The sequence below is a fragment of the Bowmanella yangjiangensis genome (genome assembly GCF_018531185.1).
Lineage (GTDB): Bacteria > Pseudomonadota > Gammaproteobacteria > Enterobacterales > Alteromonadaceae > Bowmanella > Bowmanella yangjiangensis.
The window spans coordinates 763130-785845 of record NZ_JAHDJU010000003.1; the positions used below are offsets into that span (position 1 = coordinate 763130).

The following is a 22716-nucleotide window of genomic DNA, read 5'->3' on the forward strand; positions in this document are numbered from 1 at the left end:
CCTTTTATGGTTATTTGGCTGCCGGCATTCCCGGTCAGCCCTAAATTCTATGGATGAAACCGGCCCTTGACCAGCTTCATAGGTATTTTTTGTCGTTTTTCAAGCGCTGCTATCAGTGAAAGGTCAAACTTACCTGTTCTTCACCCAGTGTTACCCGCAAGTCGTAGAGTAATTCATCTTGAGGTACCACATACCATTGCGCCCCCACCATAAGCGTGGCACTTGCGTCGGGGTGGGTATAGCACAACTGAATCGGACAGGCTCCGCCCTGATATTGGCTGAGCAGCGTCTTAAGTCGGCCCACATTGTCGGCATTACACCATGCCTGTTCCAACTGAAGGACAATAGCCCTGGCGTTTTTTTCTCGCGCCTGGACAATATCCAATACATCGCGGGCCGTCATTGTATTGCCCCCGGAATATTCATCAAAGCTGACCTGTCCGGAGATAACCAGGATCCGATCTTTCTCCAATACGGCCTCAAACTGCTCAAACATATCCGGGAAGAAACGCACATCCAGTCTGGCACTCTTGTCATCCAAAGTAACAATAGCCCAACGGCGCCCTTTCTTGTTCACCATTACCCGCATATCGATCACCAGCCCCACCGCGGTAACACTGCCGTCTCGCGGAGTCGGCTTGACATCCACCAGTCGGGTTTTGGTGTAATGCTTAATCTCTTTTTGGTACTGATTGATAGGATGGCCGGTCAGGTAAAGCCCCAGCGTTTCACGTTCACCTTCCAGCCATACTTTTTCCGCCCATTTGGGCACATCGGCAAAGGCTTGCTCTACCGCTTCAGGCTCGGTGGTGAGTAAACCGAACATATCACTCTGACCAAAGGATTCAGCCTTGGCATGTTGATCGGCAGCTGCAATGGCTTCCGGCAAGGTTGCCATCAAGGATGCACGGTGCGGCCCAAGATTATCCATGGCGCCGGAATAAACCAGCTTTTCCAAGACGCGTTTGTTGACCTTCTTCAGGTCAACCCGGGCGCAGAAGTCAAACAAATCACTGAATGGTCCATTTGCTTCACGCGCTTCGATAATGGCCTCAATGGGACCTTCACCCACACCTTTAACTGCACCAATACCATATACAATCTGGTTCTGTGGATTTACCGTGAACTTGTACAGGCCGGTATTCACATCCGGTGGCAACACCGTCAGTTCCATGCGCTGGCACTCGTCCACCAGGGTCACTATCTTGTCGGTGTTGTCCATATCCGCTGACATCACCGCAGCCATAAACTCGGCGGGATGATGGCGCTTCATCCACAGTGTTTGATAAGACACCAGAGCGTAGGCGGCGGAGTGTGATTTGTTAAAACCGTAGCCAGCAAATTTTTCCACCAGGTCAAAGATCTTCATCGCCAGGTTGCCGTCGATGCCGTTATCTTTTGAACCGCCTTCGAAAGTGGAGCGCTGCTTGGCCATCTCCTCGGGTTTTTTCTTACCCATGGCCCGGCGTAATAAGTCGGCGCCGCCCAGGCTGTAGCCTGCCATCACCTGGGCAATCTGCATTACCTGCTCTTGGTAGAGGATAATGCCGTAAGTGGGCTCCAGAATTTCTTTCAAACACTCGTGCTGATATTCTGCATCCGGATAAGAGATTTCTTCACGACCGTGCTTACGGTCAATAAAGTTGTCCACCATGCCTGACTGCAAAGGTCCAGGGCGGAACAAGGCCACCAAGGCGATAATATCTTCGAAGGTATCCGGCTTTAAGCGCTTAATCAGATCCTTCATACCGCGCGATTCAAGTTGGAACACCGCGGTAGTTTCGGCGTTTTGCAGCATCTTATAGCTAGGCAGGTCATCCAAAGGAATGGCTGTGATATCAATGTCCAATCCCTTGGTTTGTTTGACCATATCCAGTGCCCACTGAATAATGGTCAGGGTGCGAAGCCCCAAGAAGTCAAATTTGACCAGTCCAGCCGTTTCTACGTCGTTTTTATCAAACTGGGTAACCGGGTTTCGGCCTTCATCATCACAATACAGCGCGGCAAAATCGGTAATTTTGGTTGGCGCAATCACCACCCCACCGGCATGTTTACCAGCATTGCGTGTTACACCTTCGAGAGTACGGGCCATATCAATCAGATCCCGCACTTCCTCATCCTGGTCGTACAACTCAGGCAACCGTGGCTCAACTTCAAAGGCTTTAGCCAGGGTCATGCCAGGGTCGCCTGGAATCAACTTGGAAATGCGGTCCACAAAGCCATAGGAGTGCCCTAATACCCTGCCCACATCCCGCACCACGGCTTTGGCCGCCATAGTACCGAAAGTGATAATCTGAGATACCGCTTCACGGCCATACAACTCAGCAACGTGGTCAATAACTTCATCTCGCCTGTCCATACAAAAGTCGACGTCAAAGTCGGGCATGGACACCCGCTCAGGGTTAAGAAAACGTTCGAAAAGCAGGTCAAACTCCAGCGGATCCAAGTCGGTGATCTTCAGTGCATAAGCCACCAATGAACCAGCACCTGAGCCCCGCCCTGGTCCAACGGGAATACCGTTGTCCTTACTCCACTGGATAAACTCCATTACGATCAGGAAGTATCCAGGGAAACCCATCTGGTTGATGACCTGCAGCTCAATGGCCAAGCGCTCGTCATACTCAGGGCGCTTCTCAGCTCTAAGCTGCGGGTCCGGGAACAAAAACTCCAGACGCTCTTCCAAACCTTCCTCGGATTTTTTAACCAGGAAGTCTTCAATACTTAAATCACCGGTGGGGAAATTCGGTAGGAAATATTCGCCTAAACGTATGGTTACATTGCAACGCTTAGCAATTTCTACCGTGTTTTCCAATGCCTCGGGAATATCAGCAAAAAGCGCTGCCATTTCCTCAGCACTGCGCAGGTATTGCTGCTCGCTGTAACGCTTGGGGCGACGGCTGTCTTCGAGGGTGAAACCATCATGAATACACACCCGCACTTCATGTGCGTCGAAGGCTTGCGGTTCAATAAAGCAGACTTCGTTGGTGGCCACCACCGGCAGACCATAGCGCTCTGCCACATCGATGGCGCGATGCAGATATTCGTCTTCACCGGCACGACCTGTGCGCATCAATTCAAGGTAATAAGCGTCAGAGAAATGTTGCTGATAAAAATCCAGAATATGTTGCGCCATATCCTGATTACCCTTGGTCAGCGCGATCCCCAGATCCCCTTCCCGTCCTCCGGATAAGATCAGCACCCCTTCGCGGTGCTCCACCAACCAGCTTTTATCGACAACCGGTCGATCCGGATGAAAGCCGCGCTGATAGGCTCGGGAAATCAGCAAAGTGATATTCTGGTATCCAGCATTATTGCTGGCCAGCAGGGTCAGGCGAAACAGCTGATCTTCAAGCTCGTCGCTTTTAACCCAAATATCGGCTCCCACAATCGGCTTTATGCCTTGCGCATGGGCTTCACTGTAAAAGCGCACCAGACCGCAGAAATTCATCTGATCGGTAATGGCCACTGCTGGCATATTCAGGGCTTTGACTTTCCCTAAAATAGGTTTGACCTTATTCAGGCCATCGCGCATAGAAAAATCACTATGTACGCGCAGATGCACAAATTGCGGATCAGCCATGCAAGACTCCCTGCCGACTAGCGAGCGCCAGTTGTACCGGTTTGAAACTAATACGGTGCAGCGGCGTAGGCCCAAGCTCAGCTAACTTTTCTAAATGCAGGGCGGTGGGATAACCTTTGTGTTTGGCGAATCCATAATCGGGATAAGCGGCATCCAGTTCCTGCATTTCGGTATCACGGGTCACCTTCGCCAGAATAGACGCAGCGGAAATAGCCGCTATCAGCCCATCACCTTTTACCACGGCTTCACTGGAATAACGCCAGGGTGGGCAGCGGTTACCATCCACCATCACATGCTCAGGCTGGATTTCCAACCCCTCTACAGCACGGGTCATAGCCAGCATAGTGGCATGCAAGATATTCAACTGATCAATTTCAGCCGGGGTTGCCCTGCCGATACACCAGCACAGTGCCTTCTCACGGATTTCGTCCACTAGACGCAAACGTTTTTTTTCTGAAATGGCTTTGGAATCAGCCAACCCGGCAATGGGACGAGCGGGATCTAATATTACCGCGGCGGTAACTACGTCACCCACCAGTGGGCCACGGCCGACTTCATCGACCCCGGCAATTAATCTATTTTCCATGGGACTCAATCAAACTCATGATGGCATCAGCCGCACGTTCATCGGCATTTAACTTAAGCTGTTGGTGAATGGCGGTAAATTTCGCCTGTAAGGCGGGGGCGCCATCTTTCAGCATCGGTTCGAGAATATCTGCCATCCTGCCGGGTTCCACCTCATCCTGCAACAATTCCGGTACCAGAGCTTCTCCGGCGAGCAAATTGGGCAGTGAAAAGAATTTGGCCTTTACCATCCGCTTGGCAATCTGATATGTCAGCCAATTGAATTTATACGCTACCAACATCGGTTTTTTGCACAGCATGGCTTCCAATGTGGCGGTGCCAGAGGCCAATAAAATGGCATCGGCCGCTGTCATCACATCGCGGGATTGGCCATCGACAATCTGAATATCCACCTGACTGTCGGTTTGCGCCAAATAGCGTTCAATCTGCTCACGTCGTCTGGCATTGGCGGCAGGAAGTAACACCATCAAACCTGGCAAAGACTGTTGCAAACGCGCCGCAGTTTGCACAAATGGTGCCAGTAGCAAATTAACTTCGCCGCTACGACTGCCGGGTAATAGCGCCAATACCTTATCGCCCTGCTCTACACCCAATCGTGCTCGTGCAGCTTGCGTATCAGGCTCAAGGGGTACCGCATCGGCGAGGGTATGGCCAACAAATGTGCAAGGCACCTGATGCTTGTCATAAAACGCCTTTTCAAAAGGCAGCAGGCTCAGTACCAGATTGGTGGCCTTGGCTACCTTAAACACTCTTTTTTCGCGCCAGGCCCAGATAGTCGGGCTGACATACTGGACAGTTCGAATACCGGCAGCTTTCAAACGCGTTTCTAAACCCAGATTAAAATCCGGGGCGTCTATACCCACAAACAGGTCCGGCGGATTGGCGATAAAGTGCTCAGCGACCGACTTACGTATATGTAATAAACGCCGGATACGGGACAGCACTTCCACTAATCCCATAACAGACAGCTCTTCCATATCGAACAGCGACCGACAGCCCTGCTCTTGCATGCGCGGACCGGCAATGCCTTCAAACTGAATATCGGGATGACGTGCCTTAAGCGCTTGAATTAGACCGGCACCAAGAATATCGCCGGAGGCTTCTCCGGCGACAATACCAACTCGCAAAGGGGTTGAAGACATGAAATAAATGCTTGGCAGTTAGCGAACAATGCCTCTGGGTGAGTTAGCGACGAAATCCGCCAGTATCTGCACCTCAGGGGTTGTTTTAGCCATTTCGTTCAATTCTACCAGAGCCTGCTCTACGGTATTACCATTGCGGTACAGTACCTTATAAGCTCGGCGAACCTGCAAAATGGCTTCTTTGGAGAAACCGCGACGACGTAAGCCTTCCGAGTTAATGCCATGGGGCGTGACATTCACCCCACCAACCATGACGTAAGGCGGCAGGTCTTTGACCATAATTGAACCGGCCCCAACAAAACTGTGGGAACCGATATGGCAGAACTGATGCACTCCGGACATGCCGCCCAGAATCACCCAATCACCAACATGCACATGACCCGCAGTACTGGCATTGTTGGCGAAAATATTATTGTCGCCAATCATGCAGTCATGAGCGACATGCACATAGTTCATAAACAGATTGTTAGAGCCAATGCGAGTCAGTCCCTGGTCCTGGATGGTGCCTCTATGTACCGTGACGCATTCACGAAACACGTTGTTGTCACCGATTTCCAGACGAGTAGCTTCACCTGCATATTTCTTATCCTGACAATCCTCACCGATGGAGCTAAATTGGAAAAAGTGATTCGCTTTACCAATTTTGGTTGGACCTTTGATCAGGACGTGAGATTCAATGCGGGTATCGTCACCGATCTCTACATCAGCTTGAATAACCGAATAAGGGCCTATCTGGACATTCTTACCCAGTTTGGCGCTTGGATGGACAATGGCAGTCTGGTGAATCACCTGTTACATCTTCCTCATTGCACACATAAACTCGGCACTACAGGCCTCCACACCATCCACACTGGCTACACCGGCAAATTTCCAAATGCCGCGCTTTTCCTTAACCAACTTTACATCAAAGTCTAGGCGGTCCCCTGGCACCACAGGACGCTTAAAGCGGGCGTTGTCGATACCAGCGTACAAATACAATTCATCAGAATTCCCAACAGTCTTAAAGCCCAGCACGCCGGCAGCCTGTGCCATTGCTTCGAGAATTAACACACCAGGGAAAATAGGCTTACCAGGGAAATGGCCGGTAAAGCAAGGTTCATTAAAGGTAATGTTCTTATAGGCACGAATTGACTCGCCTAAGGTATAGTCTGTCACCCTATCTATCAGTAAAAACGGATAGCGATGGGGCAGCAGCTCCATAATTTCTTCGATATCAATCAGATTCAGTTCGTTAGCCAACAGCTTGTCTCCAATGCGCGGGTCAGTCCCGCTCAGCACACTTCTTTTCTAAAACTTTGACACGTTGACCAAGTTTGTCCAGGTTACGCACGTTCGCCACCGCCTTGCGCCATTCCTTGCTGCTTTGTGACGGTAAACCAGATGAATACAGCCCAGGCTCGGTAACGCCCTTTGTGACCATGCTCATACCGGTAAAATGTACATTATCGGCTATTTCCACATGGCCGGTAATCGCACTCAGGCCACCGATCGTGCAGTTACGCCCAATTCGGGTACTGCCACCAATAACGCTGCATCCTGCCATCGCGGTGTTCTCACCAATAACGACATTATGGGCGATCTGGCACTGGTTATCGATAATGACCCCATCGTGCAAGATAGTATCTTCCAATGCACCGCGGTCTACCGTGGTACTGGCACCGATTTCAACACGATTGCCAAGAATCACACGACCGAGCTGCGGGATTTTTATCCAGCGGCCACGATCATTAGCATAACCAAATCCATCAGCACCTATTACTGCGCCTGATTGCAACAAGCAATCTTCACCAATTTCAACGTCATGATAAAGAGTGACATTGGCCCACAGCTTGGTACGTGCGCCAATCCGGCTGTTACGCCCAATCACACAACCCGCGCCGATCTGCACCTTATCACCAAGCACTACACCAGCTTCAATGACGGCATTGGCACCTATCACCACCCCTTCGCCTAACACGGCATCGTCAGCGATAACGGCGTTAGGGGAAATACTATCTGCAGCGGCCGGGGTTGTGTCCATCAGTTGGGCAACCAGCGCAAAGCCGACATAGGGGTTATCCAATACCAAAGCGGCACATGGGCAATGTGGTAAGTCGTCTTCACCTAGGATGACGGCTGATGCCGACGTGTCAGCAAGCTGGCTACGATACTTGCTGTTAGATAAAAAGGAAATCTGACCTTTGCCGGCCCGGGAAAGGGTAGACACTGACTGAATCATCAGCTCCCCATCCCCAACCAGCTTGGCGCCTAAATGCTGCGCGAGCTCGCGCAAGCTAACTGGCTTCATGCAATGGTCCGTTACTTAATTTTGCTGACCTGATCAATAACCTGTTGAGACAGGTCGTTCTTCTCATCTGCAGTATAGAGCACTGCTTCAGCATTAAGTACCAGATCGTATTTTTCTTTGGCAGCAATGCTGTCGATGGATTGCTTAATCAGACCCAGGATCTTGTTACGCTCTTCCATCTGACGGCGCTGAGCGTTTTGCTGCAAAGGCTGAACTTTGGCTTGATAATCGTCACGCAGACTGATCAACTTAGTTTCCAGCTCTTTCTTTTCTTTGTCGCTCATGGTTGCCGCGTCGCGCTGCTGCTTCTCAAGATAATACTTGATGTCTTTTTCCAAACGCGCCACTTCCTCGAACTGATCTTTAAACTCAGTACGGATAGATTCTTGGATCTGGGCGGCTTGGGGAAGAGATTGGAATACGCCCTGAACATTGACAAACCCCACCTTCTGAGCCGCCATAGCAGCAGTACTCATCATGGAAGTCGCTAAAATTGCAGCGGTCAGTGCACTTTTGTTAAGGGATTTCAAAATAAGTTCTCCTTTAAATCGTCATTATATGCGCTCTTTCGGCGCTGTTATTAGAATGTCTGGCCAATATTGAACGAGAAGAAACGGCTTTCATCGCCATCTTCTTCACGCAGAATCCGCGAGAAACTAAAGATCATAGGACCCATAGGTGACAGCCACTGCACAGACACACCGGCAGAGGCACGGAAACGGCCTGGGTCTTCAAAATCAGCAATCTTGGCTCGCTGGCTATCGCGAAGACCATTGTAATCAGATAGTCGGAACTCAGTGTCCCACACATTACCCGCATCAACAAACAGGCTGGTACGCACAGAGTTATTAAACTCTTCGTCAACAAAAGGTGTTGGGACTATCAACTCAAGGCCTGCCAAGGCCAGCGCATTACCACCGATAGAGCGCTCAGAGACAACTATGCTGTCTTGATCCGGTCCAAGTGGAATTAAAGTGCCATCCGGTGCAGTCACTGTGGTTGGACGACGATAAATAGCGCGTGGACCAACAGTGTTACTCTCAAAGCCTCGCAACGAGTCACTACCACCGGCACGGAAGTTATCCCAGAACGGCAAAATCTGGTCATTACCGTCAATGTCGCCGTAACCATTACCGTAACCCAGCTCTAATCTGGCTAACACTGACCAACGTTGATCCCGTGACAGCGGGAAGTAGAAACGCGTATCAAAATTCAGCTTGAAGTAATCAACATCAGAAAACGGTGCCGTTACTTTAGCGGTTGCCCGCTGAGAAGAACCGGCAGTGGGGAATATCCCACGATTCAATGTTGTGCGGCTCCACCCGGCGCTGAACTCATAGCTGTTGAACTCAATACCCGCATCCGGATCTTCCGGATCTGAGAATAAATCATAGAAGTTACGAATCTGGTCATAAGTTTGTAACTGCGAGATCTCGTTATAGCGGTAGGTAAAACCGAAATTCAGGCGGTTATATTCGTTGACCGGGTAACCAAAGTTAGCCCCTACTCCCCAGGATTTATTTTTATATTGCACCAGGTTGGCACTGCCGGCATCAAAGTCAGAATAGAAAATCGTGCCGCCCAGGCTGATGCCATCGATGGTGAAATAAGGATCGGTATAAGAGATAGTGGCGCTGCGCTGATAGGAAACCGTATTCAGATTAAGTGCCAGGCGTTTTCCTGTACCCAGGAAGTTATCCTGTTGAATGCCCGCCTGCAAACTCAGCTTAGTGCGGTCACCGTAGCCGATACCGGCGTTAAATGAACCTGATGGCTGCTCTTTGACCTTAAAGTCAACATCCACCTTGTCCTCTTCGCCCGGTAGCCTGATGGTATCAAACTCGACTTCTTCCACGTAGGTCAAGCGCGACATATGGCCTTTAGAAGCCTCCAGGGCAACGTTAGACAACCACGCCCCTTCCATCTGTCGAACTTCACGTCGTAACACTTCATCTGCGGTAACCTCGTTACCCTGGAAGTTGATACGGCGCACATAGATGCGTTTGCCTGGATCAACCGATAAGGTCAGCTTAACGGTTTTATCCTCGTCATTAATCTCTGGAATGGTCGTCACGGTTGGAAAAGCGTAACCAAAACGCCCCAGGTACTTGCTGATGAACTCTTCGGTATAAGTCACTTCTGCCAGGTTATACATTTCCCCACTACGTAGCGGCAGGATTTGTTTAACAAAGTCTTCCTGGCCAAGTAGATCGCCCACCAGCTCCACGTCTGAAACCTTGTACTGTTCACCTTCGGTAACATTCAGCGTGATGTAAATACCCGATTTATCAGGCGTCATAGATACCTGAGTAGAATCCAGGTTGTATCTCAGGTAGCCCCTGTCCATGTAATAACTGCGCAGGGTTTCCATATCGCCGGTCAGCTTTTGCTTCTGATAACGCGTTTCAGAAAGGAAGTCCCACCAAGGTGTATCAAATTTCAGCTCAATTTGATCCATCAGCTCGCCGTCTGAGAACTTGTCGTTACCCACCACGTTAATCTGACGAATTTTCGCCGCATCACCTTCTTCGAAGGTCAGTTTTAAATCGACCCGATTACGTGGCAATGGCGTGATAATGGCATTCACCTCAGCATTGTATTTACCAATGCTGTAATAGAAATCTTTTAAGCCATTCTCAATGGAGGTAAGAACCGTCTTATCCAGTGGCTCACCTACCCGGACCTTACTGTCATCCAGACTTTGCTGTAACTGCTCATCCTTAATATCTTTGTTGTCTTCAAAAGTGATATTACTGATGGTCGGACGCTCTTTCACCTGAACCACCAAAGTGCCGCCATCTCGCAGTACTTTAATGCTCTCAAAGTGCGTAGAGGAATACAGTGAACGGATAAGTTGTGACACACGGAAGCTATTTAAGCGATCGCCCACTTTTACCGGCAAATAGGTCAGTGCAGCACCCAGCGCAACTCGCTGCAGACCTTCGACCTTAATATCCTCAACGATAAATTCACTGTCGTTGTTGGCGGAAGCTTGTGATGCGGTGGCCAGCATTAAGGCTGCAATTAGAGGTTTTAACTTCATTTACTATTATTCTTCCAAACTTCTGGGTTTCGCTGAATGCCTTACAAGGCAGCCTACAAGCGAGCTATATCATTGACGATGGCTATCGTCATCAGTAGCAACAGCAATGCTCCACCGATGCGAAACCCTATTTCCTGAACCGATTCCGGTACCGGCCTACCCGTTAAAAGCTCAATAAAATAATAGAGTAGGTGTCCGCCATCAAGTACTGGCAACGGTAAAAGGTTAATGATCCCGAGATTCACACTAATCAACGCGAGAAAGCTCAGAAAATATACCAGTCCATATCCGGCACTGGCCCCCGCCCCTTGGGCTATGGAAATCGGGCCACTAAGGTTTTTAACCGACACATCGCCACTAATCAGTTTACCTATCATTTCTACACTCAACACCATCCAACGCCAGGTCTTATCGGCGCCTTCGACTAAGGCACCGACTGGCCCATATTGGTGTGTGAAACGATAGGATTCCGGCCATGCATCCATGGTTGGCACTACGCCAAGATAGCCTTGCGAGCCATCTTGCCCTTCGCGTTCACCTAACCGGACATCAATACGAGTTAAGTAACCGTCACGTTCCAGTGCAAAAGGTAAAACCTGATTGGGATGTGCACCAATCAAGTCCACTATTTGTTCCCAATTTTGCACGGGAGTTCCCTTTATCTGGACAATTTTATCTCCGGCCTTCAATCCCGCGACCTTTGCTGGCGAGTCGTCAGCGACTTGTGCAATAACGGTTGTAATGGCCGGACGGTATGGTACCAGCCCCATGCTAATAAGTGCAGAATCTTTGTCGGGGTCAAACTGCCACTGACGAAGGTCAAAATTCAGACTCAATTTCTGCCCGGAATCTGGCCAGATAGCCTCCACCGTCATGTGTTCCTTACCGATGTGTGACACTAACTCCAGATTAACCGCTTCCCAATCTGGAGTCTCACGGCCACCTACATGGGTAATCTGCATACCTGATTGCATATAAGCGCGCGCGGCAATGGACTCTTTAGGTACTTCACCGACAACAGGTTTTACAGTTTCCACGCCCAGCATATACATAAATGTCAGAGCAAGGATGGCGAACAAAAAATTGGTTATTGGACCGGCAGCAATAATAGCGATGCGCTTGTAAACAGACTGGCGATTAAAGGCGCGAGGCAAATCGGCATCCGATACCGGTTCCACCCTTTCATCCAACATTTTCACATAGCCGCCCAGCGGGATACCGGCTAACACAAACTCGGTGCCATGGCGGTCAACTCGACGCCACAACGGCTTACCAAATCCAACCGAAAAACGCTGAACCTTAACGCCACACCAACGCGCGACGATAAAGTGCCCCCACTCGTGTACCGCGACCAGAATGCCCAGTGCAATAACAAAAAACAGCAGATTATTTAAGATAGACCACATCACCCCTGCCACCTGGTAACAAGAGATTTGGCTAATTCACGGGCCTGGCTATCTACTTTCAATACAGTGTCGATATCGTTTAACTCTGTGGCATTAATGGATTGCAGAACTTGTTCATTCAAGCCCGCAATTTGGGTAAATCGAATACGCCCCTGCAAGAAGGCGTCTACCGCAACTTCATTGGCGGCATTCAAACTGGTGGTGGCATACTGCCCAGCCTGACATGCATCAATAGCCAACTTGAGGTTAGGATAACGCGTATAGTCTGGATACTGAAAGGAGAAATCTGCCAAGCTGGCAAAATCCAGCGCTGCCACTCCGGCATTGATACGGTCAGGGTAAGCCAAAGCATGGGCAATAGGCGTACGCATATCCGGATTCCCCATCTGCGCCAGCACAGAACCATCCTGATACTGCACCATGGAATGGATAACGCTTTGAGGATGGATAACTACTTGGACCTGCTCAGTCGTTAAGCCAAACAACCAGCACGCTTCAATAAACTCCAACCCCTTGTTCATCATGGTCGCCGAGTCCACCGAAATCTTGCGTCCCATGCTCCAATTTGGATGCTTGCAGGCTTGCTCAGGCGTTACGCTATCCAACTCGCTTAAGGCTGCGTTTAAAAATGGGCCACCTGAACCGGTGAGCAAAATCTTGCTGATGCCCGAAGACGCCGGACTACCATAAACGTAATCATGAGGAAGACACTGAAATATCGCGTTATGTTCGCTGTCGATGGGCAGCAAAGTGGCCTGATGTTCATGCACTGCCTGCATAAACAATCGCCCCGACATAACTAAGGCTTCTTTATTGGCCAGTAAAACACGTTTACCTGCTTGAACCGCTGCTAAGGTTGGTAACAGCCCGGCCGCGCCCACTATTGCGGCCATTACCACGTCAATATCGTCATGCCCGCTGACAAAGGCTAAAGCTTCCTCACCGGCTAACACCTCACAGGCAAGGCCGGCGTCAGCAGCGAGCTTTGCCAATGCTGAATAATCTTGCTTGTCTGCCGCGACTAAATAGCGAGGTTTATGCAATTGGGCCTGTTCAACCAGCAGGGTTAAATTGCGATGGCCAGTTAATGCCACCACCTCGTAGCGTTCAGGATGACGTGCTACCACATCCAGGGTACTTTGCCCTATGGAACCAGTAGCACCGAGCACACAAAGCCGTTGCATCAGGTCATCCAAATAACGTAGCAGAGGGCAAATACAGGGAAAGCCGCCGTCAGGCTGTCAATTCGGTCTAAAATGCCACCATGGCCAGGTAGTAAAGTGCCGCTGTCCTTACAGCCGACACAGCGCTTAAACATACTTTCATTTAAATCGCCAAGGGCTGACACACCGACTGTCAAACCGCCAATCAGGATATGCGTCCAGATCATGCTGGCATTGACCTGATAATGCAGAGCGGCAAAACCTATGATGGCCGAAGACGCCGCGATCCCCCCCAACAAACCTTCCAGGGTTTTGCCTGGAGAAACATTAGGGCGAAGCTTATGGCGGCCAAATTTAACACCGACAAAAAACGCACCAATATCAGCAGCCCAAACAATACCCAACACGTAGAAAATCAACGATGCCCCATAGAAGGGATCAATGTCGTAGAGTTTGGTACGCAGCGTGACGATTGCGACCCAGGTGGGAATTAAGGTAAGCAGGCCAAACAAGCCGCGAATAGGTACGCTATTGCGCCACATGCTGGTGTAACGAGGGTAAGCGATAATCATCGCCAGCGCCAACGCCCACCACGCTGCAGCAACCGATAGAATCCAGAAGTAAATCGGGCTCAATTGCCCCTGCACCCAGATTTCCTCAGTAGGAATAGACCAGGTCAAAGCAACACAGATACCCATAACCAGCAGCGTATACAGCCCTTTGGCTTTTCGACTGGCAAGACTCATTAAATTGGCCCATTCCCAGGCCCCTAAACCAACAATCAAGCCGATACAAAGCTCGAAGCCGGTTAAGGGCAGGAACAGGATGGCACCAAGCGCCAGGGGGGCCAACACCAAAGCGGTGATTATACGTTGTTTTAGCAAAGGGTTGATCCTCGGAACGTCATGCCTCTATCTGTTCACCTGTCTTTCCGAAGCGCCGTTGGCGCGCAGAAAAATCGGCAACAGCCAGCTCGAATTCCTCTTCATTGAAATCCGGCCACAGGGCTGACGTAAAGTAGAGTTCAGCGTAAGCCAACTGCCAGAGCAGAAAATTGCTCACTCTGCTCTCGCCTCCGGTTCGGATCAACAAATCCAAATCGGCTAAACCTGCCAATGAGGTATGCGCATCGAAACAGGCTTCGTCAATCTGGTCACAGGCAAGCTGCCCGGCGCTGACTTTCTCTGCCAGTTGTTTGGCAGCCTGAACAATGTCCCAACGTCCACCGTAGTTAGCGGCGATGTTAAGTACCAAAGAGCGGTTTTCGGCGGTCAGAGCTTCGGCTTCGCGGATGCGCTCGACCAATTTAGGGTCAAAACGGCTGAGGTCACCCACGACCTTCAGCCTGACATCATTTTTATGCAGGCGTTTCACTTCGCTTTTCAAGACAAGCTTGAACAGCTCCATTAACACACCTACCTCGTCGGCAGGACGATTCCAGTTCTCACTGGAAAAAGCAAACAGGGTAAGAACTTCAATCCCTTTTTTACGCGAATAGGCCACCGCATTGCGCACAGACTCCACCCCGGCCTTATGACCGAAGGTGCGAATCTTGCCACGTTGCTTAGCCCAACGCCCGTTGCCGTCCATAATAATGGCTACGTGCCTTGGAATGCTTTGTGAAGACATACTGAAAATTGCTCCGATAGCGATCTGAAATCGATCAGATTTCCATCAGTTCTTTTTCTTTTTCCACCAGCAGTTGATCTATCTGCTTAATGAAATCATCAGTCAGCTTCTGCACATCATCTTCTGCGCGACGGCCATCGTCTTCACTGATTTCTTTTTCTTTCACCAGGTCCTTGATACCGGCATTGGCATCACGGCGCACGTTACGAATACCCACACGGCCCTGCTCTGCTTCACCTCGAACCACTTTGATAAGGTCTTTACGACGCTCTTCGGTCAATGGCGGCAAAGGAATGCGAATAACCGTACCTGTGCTCATGGGGTTCAAACCCAGGTCAGACTGCATAATGGCTTTTTCCACGGCCTGAGTGGCGGCTTTATCAAACACCGTTAATGATAAGGTGCGAGCGTCCTCGGCTACCACGTTAGCAATCTGACGCAGAGGCGTGTCGGAGCCGTAATAAGACACCATGATACTGTCCAGTAGGCTCGGATGCGCACGGCCAGTACGAATCTTACTGAATTGGCTTTTAAGGGCACTAATGGATTTGCTCATGCGCTCTTTGGCGTCGTTTTTAATTTCATTAATCATGCTTTCAATCCTGTCTGCAGTGCTTAGTTGATGTTATCCAGGTGGTCGATCAAAGTACCTTCATTCTCTCCCATTACCACAGCCTTCAAACAGCCAGGCTTGTTCATATTGAACACGCGAATAGGCAAATTGTGGTCGCGGGCCAGGGTAAAGGCGGCCAGATCCATCACCTTGAGTTCTTTCTCAAGCACTTCCTGATAACTTAATTGCTCATACATAACGGCGTTCGGATTCTTAGCCGGATCCGAGTCGTATACGCCATCCACTTTAGTACCTTTAAGTACGGCGTCGGCTTCAATTTCAATACCGCGTAAACAAGCAGCGGAATCGGTAGTAAAGAACGGGTTACCGGTACCGGCGGCAAAAATAACCACACGGCCGGACTTAAGCAGGCTGATGGCTTCCGCCCAGTTGTAGGCATCGCACACGCCATTCAATGGAATCGCGGACATCAGACGAGCGTTCACAAAGGCGCGATGCAGGGCATCTCGCATGGCCAGGCCGTTCATCACAGTTGCCAGCATGCCCATATGGTCACCTACCACACGATTCATACCGGCTTTTGCCAGACCTTCACCACGGAACAGGTTACCACCACCGATAACCAAGCCTACCTGTACACCTAATTCAACCAGCTCCTTGATTTCCTGAGCCATGCGATCCAGCACTTTGGGATCGATGCCAAAACCTTCTTCGCCCATCAGGGCTTCACCGCTGAGTTTCAATAATATGCGTCGATAGGCGGATTTTGGATTGATGCTCATTGAAAAGATGCTTCCTGTAATATCTGGTTGACCTGCGCCCCAGCCCTAAAATTAGTCGCTACGGCAGTAAAGTCTTGGGGGCTAGTGGCAAATTCTCTCAGAAAATCCGCCACATAGTAAAAGGCACCCCAATTGAGGTGCCCGTAGTTTATATGACAATGCCTTGAGGCAAAAGTCACAGACTCTATTTATTTCTTGGCAGCAGCCATCTGAGCCTGTACTTCTGCGGCGAAGTCTTCGGTCTTCTTCTCGATACCTTCACCCACTTCGAAGCGTACGAAGTTGATAGCGTCAGCGTTAGCTGCTTTCAGCAACTGGCCAACAGTTTGTGAAGGATCTTTCACGAAAGGCTGACCAGTCAGGCTGATTTCGCCAGTGAATTTGCTCATGCGGCCGGCAACCATCTTCTCAGCGATGTCAGCAGGCTTGCCGCTTTGCATAGCGATATCAATTTGAATCGCCTTTTCTTTCTCTACCACATCGGCAGGTACTTGCTCAGGCTTAACAAATTGCGGGTTGCTGGCGGCAACGTGCATGGCAACGTCTTTAGCCAGATCGGTCTCGCCACCTTGCAGGATAGCCAGAACACCGATACGGCCACCGTGAACGTAGGCACCCAGGTTGTCACCTTCAATGGTTACTACGCGACGAACGTTGATATTTTCACCGATTTTAGCAACCAGGGTATCACGTACGTCAGAAACTTTAGCGCCGTCGATTTCCAGACCATTCAGCACTTCTACGTCGTTAACTTTATTGGCCAGAGCCAGAGCAACAACTTTAGCACCGAAAGCCAGGAAGCTTTCGTCACGGGCAACGAAGTCAGTTTCGCAGTTCAGTTCCATCATTACTGCGGTGTTGCCTTCAACGGCAGTCAGGATCACACCTTCAGCGGCAATACGGCCAGCTTTCTTGGCGGCTTTAGCCTGACCAGATTTACGCATGTTCTCAATCGCCAGCTCGATATCACCAGCGGTTTCTTCCAGCGCTTTTTTACAATCCAGCATACCGGCACCGGTACGCTCACGAAGTTCTTTTACTAGGGCTGCAGTCACTGCCATTTTGTTTTCCTCAGTAGATTTGTTCGTATGGAACACAAGGGCTTAACGCCCTTGTGTTATGACATCCTCTGGACAGGCCAGTGTTCCAGCCTGTCGTGACAAAGGAATGACGATTATTCAGCTTCTACGAAGTCGTCGCTTTCAGCCTGAGTTTCCAGGTTCTGTTCGCGACCCTGGTTAACAGCAGCAGCGGCAGCATTCAGGTACAACTGAACCGCACGGATGGCGTCGTCGTTACCTGGGATGATGTAGTCTACGCCGTCTGGATCAGAGTTGGTATCTACTACAGATACAACAGGGATACCCAGGTTTCTGGCTTCAGTGATGGCAATGTGCTCATGGTCGGCATCGATCACAAACAGAACATCAGGCAAACCGCCCATGTCTTTGATACCACCCAGGCTGGATTCCAACTTTTCCATCTCGCGAGTCAGCATCAGCGCTTCTTTCTTGGTCAGCTTCTCGAACGTACCGTCCTGAGCTTGCTGTTCCAGATCTTTCAGACGCTTGATAGATTGACGAACGGTTTTCCAGTTAGTCAGCATACCGCCCAACCAGCGTTTGTTCACATAGAACTGGTCACAGCTCTGTGCTGCTTCTTTAACAGCTTCAGAAGCCGCGCGCTTGGTACCAACGAACAGGATCTTACCTTTACGGGCAGAAACGCCAGACAGGAAGCTCAATGCGTTGTTGAACAAAGGAACGGTTTTTTCCAGGTTGATGATATGAACCTTGTTACGTGCGCCGAAGATGAAAGGTTTCATTTTCGGGTTCCAGTAACGGGTCTGGTGACCGAAGTGCACGCCGGCTTGCAGCATGTCACGCATAGATACGTTTGCCATTAGATTTTCCTCAAATGGGGTTAGGCCTCCATGCATCCCAGTCTTCGATCCTTAAGGGAAAACCCCGCCGGACACCCCGAAAACCGTGTCGATGCATGTGTGTTATTTAGTATTTACATCGCCCCCCTCATAACTGAGGCGGACAAAATGCGCGCGCTTTATACCATAAAGCAGCTATAACTTACAACCATGGGTTATTTTATCCGAGCCAATCGAACCTATACAGTGTGCAGCCTAGCCGCTAGAATGCGGCCTGTTGTTTATTACTGATATGACGTTGGAATCCTTTTGACAGCCATAATCAAAACCCCTGAAGAAATCGCCAAAATGAGAACCGCCGGCCAATTGGCTGCTGAGGTTCTGGAAATGATCGGCCCTTATGTAAAGAAGGGTGTAACCACAGATGAGCTTAACGCCATTTGTCATGACTATATCGTCAATCAGCAGCAGGCCATTCCGGCACCTCTTAATTATCACGGTTTTCCCAAGTCCATCTGTACGTCGGTCAACCATGTCATTTGTCATGGCATCCCCTCTGACAAAGCCCTGAAAGACGGTGACATTATCAATATCGATGTCACGGTTATCAAAGACGGCTATCACGGTGACACGTCAAAGATGTTTGTTGTCGGCCAGCCTTCAATTCTGGCGGAACGCTTAATCCGTGTAACCCAGGAATGTATGTATAAAGGTATCGAATTAGTGCGCCCCGGGGTGCATTTAGGCGATATCGGCCATGTTATCCAGGTTCACGCCGAGCAGCACGGCTACTCAGTGGTACGCGAATATTGCGGCCACGGCATAGGTGCCGATTTCCATGAAGAGCCGCAGGTGCTGCATTATGGGCGCCCGGGCACAGGTGAAATTCTGCAGGAAGGTATGTGCCTGACCATCGAACCTATGATTAATGCCGGTAAACGCCAGTCTAAGCTGCTTAAAGACGGCTGGACTGTCGTGACCAAAGACCGCAGCCTGAGTGCCCAGTGGGAACATACCATCTTAGTAACAGCAACAGGCTGCGAGATTCTGACACTGCGCAATGACGATACGCTGGCTCGTATTATCAATCACTAATCAAGGGGTTTGTCTTGGCGCTGCAAAATCTGCTTGGCGACATTAATCAGTTAGACGATGTGAACAACGTGGGCGCTTTCAAAGCCTGCGTTGAAAGCAGCTACCGCTGGCTGAACAGCGAGTCGTCGCAGGTGGATGTTGACCATCTGGTCACCGGGCGCGCGGTATTTGTTGATGCACTGCTGCGCCAGGCATGGCAGTTACTGCAACTGGATACCTACAGTGACTTGTCTCTTGTTGCTGTTGGCGGATATGGCAGAGGCCAACTGCAGCCTTACTCTGATGTGGATTTACTGCTGCTTAGCGTCAAAACGCCCAATGATGAGATTAAAGAAAAGCTGGGACGCTTTATCACCCTACTTTGGGATATCGGTCTGGATGTTGGCCAGTCTGTACGCACAGTAAAAGACACCATAAAACTCGCCAATCAGGACATAACCATTGCCACCAACCTGGTCGAAGCCAGGCTACTCAGTGGCAGCCTGTCAACCTTTGAACAATTACAAAAGAAAGTACAGAGTCGGGAATTTTGGAGTAGCCAGGACTTCTTCCTGGCCAAATATGAAGAGCAGGTACAGCGTCACGCCAAGTTTAACGGCACCTCTTATAATCTAGAGCCTAACGTTAAAGAAAATCCGGGTTGCCTGAGAGATATCCAAAGCATAGGTTGGGTCGCCAAAAAGCATTTTAAGGTGCTCAAAGGTCGCGAGTTAGTAGAACACGGGTATTTTACTGCCCGTGAATTTGAAGAGCTCATAGAATGTCGTAATCACTTGTGGCGCATACGCTACAGTCTGCATTTGGTGGCTGGGCGCAGTGAAAATCGCCTGCTATTTGACTACCAGCCACAAGTTGCCAAGCGCCTTGGTTACGGGGACGAAGGAAAAGCCTCCGTAGAAACCATGATGAAAGCCTTTTTTCGTACAGTGCGGCGCATCAGTGAACTGAACGAAATGCTGTTACAGCATTTCCGCCACGATATCCTTGCTCTCAAAGTGCGTAACCATCAGGTGATAAACCAAGACTTTGCCTTGGCGGATGGATTGTTGCAAGCTCGCCATGAAGCAGTTTTTGACAGCCCGGAAAAGCTGCTGGGCTTTTTGTTGTTGGTTGCCGATACGCCACAGGCACAAGGGTTGCACTCGGCTACCTTGCGGTTGCTACGCAATGCCAGACGGCGCTTCCGTGAACATTATTTTTGTGAGCATGAAGGATGTCGGCAGATCTTTATGCAGTTGGTTCGCCACCCTGACTTTTTCGGTCTGGCCTGGGACTTGGCCCACAAGCACGGCATTATGCAAGCCTACCTGCCACAGTGGAATCAGATTGTCGGCATGATGCAGTTTGATCTTTTCCACGCCTATACCGTGGATGAGCATACTCACAGACTGATCAAAAATATCTACAGCTACTCACAGCCTCAAGGTGCCAAGAGTTTCCCCCGTTGCCACCGTATAATGCAGAACCTGGATAAACCAGAGTTGCTCTATATTGCTGCTCTTTTCCACGATATCGGCAAAGGGCGAAACGGCGACCACTCCAAGCTGGGCGCGGCAGATCTCCAGGAATTCTGTCAACAACATGAGTTGTCGAGCAAGGATACTGAGCTGGCCGTATGGTTGGTAGAGCAGCATTTACTTATGTCTGTTACCGCACAGCGCCGGGATATTTACGATCCCGAGGTTATCCACGATTTCGCCGGTAAAGTGCGCAACAAGGCATATTTAAACCACCTTTATGCCCTTACACTGGCTGACATTCGGGCCACCAACGATAACCTCTGGAACGACTGGAAATCGTCGCTGTTACGCGAACTCTATCAGATGACTCGCAAGGCATTGGAAAATGGCCTGGAATGCCAGATAGATCTGCAATCGCTGGTCAATGAGCATAAGCAGGAAGCCCTCACCTTATTACGCGAGCAGGGTCACGATCTGGAGCAGGTCACCCGTCTCTGGCGTCGCCTCGACTGGGATTACTTTGTGCGCTTTAAAGCCAGTCAACTGGTTTGGCACACCAGTGTGATTTTGGGACATGAAGAGCTGGACGAACAGCAGGTATTGGTGGCGTTATCAGATGATACCTCCAAAGCCGGGACCGAACTGATCTTGTATGGGCGTGATCGGGCCAGTTTATTCGCACAAGTAGCCTCCGTATTGGATAGCCGAAACTGCTCGATTCACGATGCTCAAATTATGGGTACCCAGGATGGTTATGTGCTGGATAGTTTTATTATCCTTGAGCAGGATGGTGGCCGGATTGACTCGGCTTCACGCCGTCAAAGCCTCAAGAATGCTATTCAGACCCAATTGGCCAAACCTGGCCACCAGCATATCAATAATCGCAAGATGCCAAGGCGCATGAAGCAATTAAGCGTACCGACAAAAATGCGCTTTTTTACTAACCAGGCCAACATGACCTTGCTGGAGCTGGAAGCCCTTGATGCTCCGGGCCTGTTGGCCAAAGTCAGTCAGCAGTTTGTGGCCTTCGGCCTGTCACTGCATATGGCCAAGATAACCACTATCGGCGAACGCGCTGAAGATCTTTTTATTCTGACCAATGCCCAAGGCCAGGCATTGAGTCAGGAAGAACAGCTTTCTCTTAAAAAACAACTGATCGAAACATTAGATCAACAAAACCACGGTGAAACATGTCAGAACTGAAATCCATAATTGAACAAGCTTTTGAACAACGTAACGAACTGAATGCTGCCACGGCTGACGCCAGTATTCATGACGCTGTCGCCCAGGCCATGGCCTTACTGAACAGCGGTAAAGCCCGAGTGGCAGAAAAAATTGCCGGCGAGTGGGTGGTTCACCAATGGTTGAAAAAGGCGGTTCTGTTGTATTTCCGCTTGCATGACAACAAGGTTATGGATGGTGCGGAAAGCCGCTTCTTCGACAAGGTTCCACTTAAATATGCAGACTACAGTGCAGAGCAGTTTGCTGCCGAAGGTGTTCGCGTCGTGCCCCCAGCCACAGTGCGTACCGGAAGCTACATAGGTAAAAACGTAGTATTGATGCCATCTTATGTGAATATCGGCGCCTATGTGGACGAAGGCACCATGGTAGACACCTGGGCTACGGTTGGCTCTTGCGCGCAAATTGGTAAAAACGTACACCTGTCCGGTGGTGTTGGTATCGGCGGTGTATTAGAGCCACTGCAAGCTAACCCCACTATCATTGAAGACAACTGCTTTATTGGCGCACGCTCTGAAATCGTCGAAGGCGTGGTGGTTGAAGAAGGCGCAGTTATTTCCATGGGCGTATTTATTGGCCAAAGCACCCGAATTTATGATCGTGAAACCGGTGAAATTCACTACGGTCGCGTGCCTGCAGGCTCAGTGGTAGTGCCAGGCAATCTGCCCTCTGCCGACGGAAAGTACAGCCTGTACGCCGCCATCATTGTAAAGAAAGTGGATGCCAAAACCCGTGCCAAAGTGGGCATTAACGCTCTACTGCGCGGCGCTGAGTAATTACTTTATCAAGCTAATGCATAAAGGCGGGACTCCCCGCCTTTTCTATTAACGGCTCTGGTGTATAAATACC

20 protein-coding genes are annotated in these 22716 nt (G+C 50.0%); 3 read left to right on the forward strand and 17 right to left on the reverse strand.

The window, feature by feature from the left end; genetic code table 11:
- Positions 1–112: 112 nt before the first annotated feature.
- The 17 genes from dnaE to rpsB all read right to left on the reverse strand — a co-directional run bounded on the left by dnaE (position 113) and on the right by rpsB (position 18094).
- The gene (gene dnaE, locus KJY73_RS19145) at positions 113–3580 is read right to left on the reverse strand and encodes a DNA polymerase III subunit alpha (protein ID WP_214345241.1); all 3468 of its coding nucleotides are present in this window, start codon (positions 3578–3580) and stop codon (positions 113–115) included.
- Positions 3573–4166 (reverse strand): ribonuclease HII, encoded by a 594-nt coding sequence (gene rnhB / locus KJY73_RS19150; protein ID WP_214345242.1) that lies wholly within the window; start codon positions 4164–4166, stop codon positions 3573–3575. The genes dnaE and rnhB overlap by 8 nt, the downstream gene beginning before the upstream one ends.
- Positions 4156–5307, reverse strand: a complete 1152-nt coding sequence (lpxB, locus tag KJY73_RS19155) for a lipid-A-disaccharide synthase (protein ID WP_214345243.1) — start codon at positions 5305–5307, stop codon at positions 4156–4158. The genes rnhB and lpxB overlap by 11 nt, the downstream gene beginning before the upstream one ends.
- Positions 5308–5325: 18 nt before the next feature.
- Positions 5326–6096, reverse strand: a complete 771-nt coding sequence (lpxA, locus tag KJY73_RS19160) for an acyl-ACP--UDP-N-acetylglucosamine O-acyltransferase (protein ID WP_206595386.1) — start codon at positions 6094–6096, stop codon at positions 5326–5328.
- 3 nt (positions 6097–6099) lie between these two features.
- Positions 6100–6546, reverse strand: a complete 447-nt coding sequence (gene fabZ / locus KJY73_RS19165) for a 3-hydroxyacyl-ACP dehydratase FabZ (RefSeq protein ID WP_188696786.1) — start codon at positions 6544–6546, stop codon at positions 6100–6102.
- A 22-nt stretch (positions 6547–6568) separates the two neighbouring features.
- On the reverse strand, positions 6569–7594 hold the full coding sequence (gene lpxD, locus KJY73_RS19170; protein ID WP_214345244.1) for a UDP-3-O-(3-hydroxymyristoyl)glucosamine N-acyltransferase: 1026 nt from the start codon (positions 7592–7594) through the stop codon (positions 6569–6571).
- A gap of 11 nt (positions 7595–7605) precedes the next feature.
- Positions 7606–8124 (reverse strand): OmpH family outer membrane protein, encoded by a 519-nt coding sequence (locus KJY73_RS19175; protein ID WP_214345245.1) that lies wholly within the window; start codon positions 8122–8124, stop codon positions 7606–7608.
- A gap of 50 nt (positions 8125–8174) precedes the next feature.
- Positions 8175–10637, reverse strand: coding sequence for an outer membrane protein assembly factor BamA (gene bamA, locus KJY73_RS19180; protein WP_214345246.1), 2463 nt, complete (start codon positions 10635–10637; stop codon positions 8175–8177).
- A gap of 53 nt (positions 10638–10690) precedes the next feature.
- Entirely contained in the window at positions 10691–12043 is a 1353-nt protein-coding gene (gene rseP, locus KJY73_RS19185; protein ID WP_214345247.1) for a sigma E protease regulator RseP, read from the reverse strand.
- Positions 12043–13227: a 1-deoxy-D-xylulose-5-phosphate reductoisomerase gene (gene ispC / locus KJY73_RS19190; protein ID WP_214345248.1), complete on the reverse strand. Its 1185-nt coding sequence runs from the start codon at positions 13225–13227 to the stop codon at positions 12043–12045. The genes rseP and ispC overlap by 1 nt, the downstream gene beginning before the upstream one ends.
- Positions 13227–14090 carry a phosphatidate cytidylyltransferase gene (locus tag KJY73_RS19195; protein ID WP_206595379.1) on the reverse strand — a complete coding sequence of 288 codons (864 nt, stop codon included), beginning with the start codon at positions 14088–14090 and terminating at the stop codon, positions 13227–13229. Before KJY73_RS19195 ends, ispC begins: the two co-directional genes overlap by 1 nt.
- Before the next feature lie 19 nt (positions 14091–14109).
- On the reverse strand, positions 14110–14835 hold the full coding sequence (uppS, locus tag KJY73_RS19200; RefSeq protein WP_206595378.1) for a polyprenyl diphosphate synthase: 726 nt from the start codon (positions 14833–14835) through the stop codon (positions 14110–14112).
- A 34-nt stretch (positions 14836–14869) separates the two neighbouring features.
- Positions 14870–15427 carry a ribosome recycling factor gene (gene frr, locus KJY73_RS19205; protein WP_206595377.1) on the reverse strand — a complete coding sequence of 186 codons (558 nt, stop codon included), beginning with the start codon at positions 15425–15427 and terminating at the stop codon, positions 14870–14872.
- Positions 15428–15450: 23 nt separating this feature from the next.
- Complete coding sequence (gene pyrH / locus KJY73_RS19210; protein ID WP_206595376.1) at positions 15451–16191, reverse strand: UMP kinase; 741 nt, start codon at positions 16189–16191, stop codon at positions 15451–15453.
- The gene (locus KJY73_RS22070) at positions 16188–16370 is read right to left on the reverse strand and encodes a hypothetical protein (RefSeq protein WP_408611399.1); all 183 of its coding nucleotides are present in this window, start codon (positions 16368–16370) and stop codon (positions 16188–16190) included. Before KJY73_RS22070 ends, pyrH begins: the two co-directional genes overlap by 4 nt.
- Before the next feature lie 9 nt (positions 16371–16379).
- Complete coding sequence (tsf, locus tag KJY73_RS19215; RefSeq protein WP_214345249.1) at positions 16380–17252, reverse strand: translation elongation factor Ts; 873 nt, start codon at positions 17250–17252, stop codon at positions 16380–16382.
- 113 nt (positions 17253–17365) lie between these two features.
- Positions 17366–18094: a 30S ribosomal protein S2 gene (gene rpsB / locus KJY73_RS19220; RefSeq protein WP_206595374.1), complete on the reverse strand. Its 729-nt coding sequence runs from the start codon at positions 18092–18094 to the stop codon at positions 17366–17368.
- A gap of 288 nt (positions 18095–18382) precedes the next feature.
- On the opposite strand from rpsB, the gene map reads away from it, so the two are divergent.
- From map to dapD, 3 genes are read left to right on the forward strand one after another with little or no spacing between them, the layout of a single operon-like run.
- On the forward strand, positions 18383–19168 hold the full coding sequence (map, locus tag KJY73_RS19225; protein WP_214345250.1) for a type I methionyl aminopeptidase: 786 nt from the start codon (positions 18383–18385) through the stop codon (positions 19166–19168).
- A gap of 14 nt (positions 19169–19182) precedes the next feature.
- A complete protein-coding gene (gene glnD / locus KJY73_RS19230; RefSeq protein WP_214345251.1) occupies positions 19183–21831 on the forward strand; it encodes a [protein-PII] uridylyltransferase in 2649 nt (882 codons plus the stop codon).
- Complete coding sequence (gene dapD / locus KJY73_RS19235; protein WP_206595371.1) at positions 21819–22643, forward strand: 2,3,4,5-tetrahydropyridine-2,6-dicarboxylate N-succinyltransferase; 825 nt, start codon at positions 21819–21821, stop codon at positions 22641–22643. Before glnD ends, dapD begins: the two co-directional genes overlap by 13 nt.
- The last annotated feature ends 73 nt before the right edge of the window (positions 22644–22716 follow it).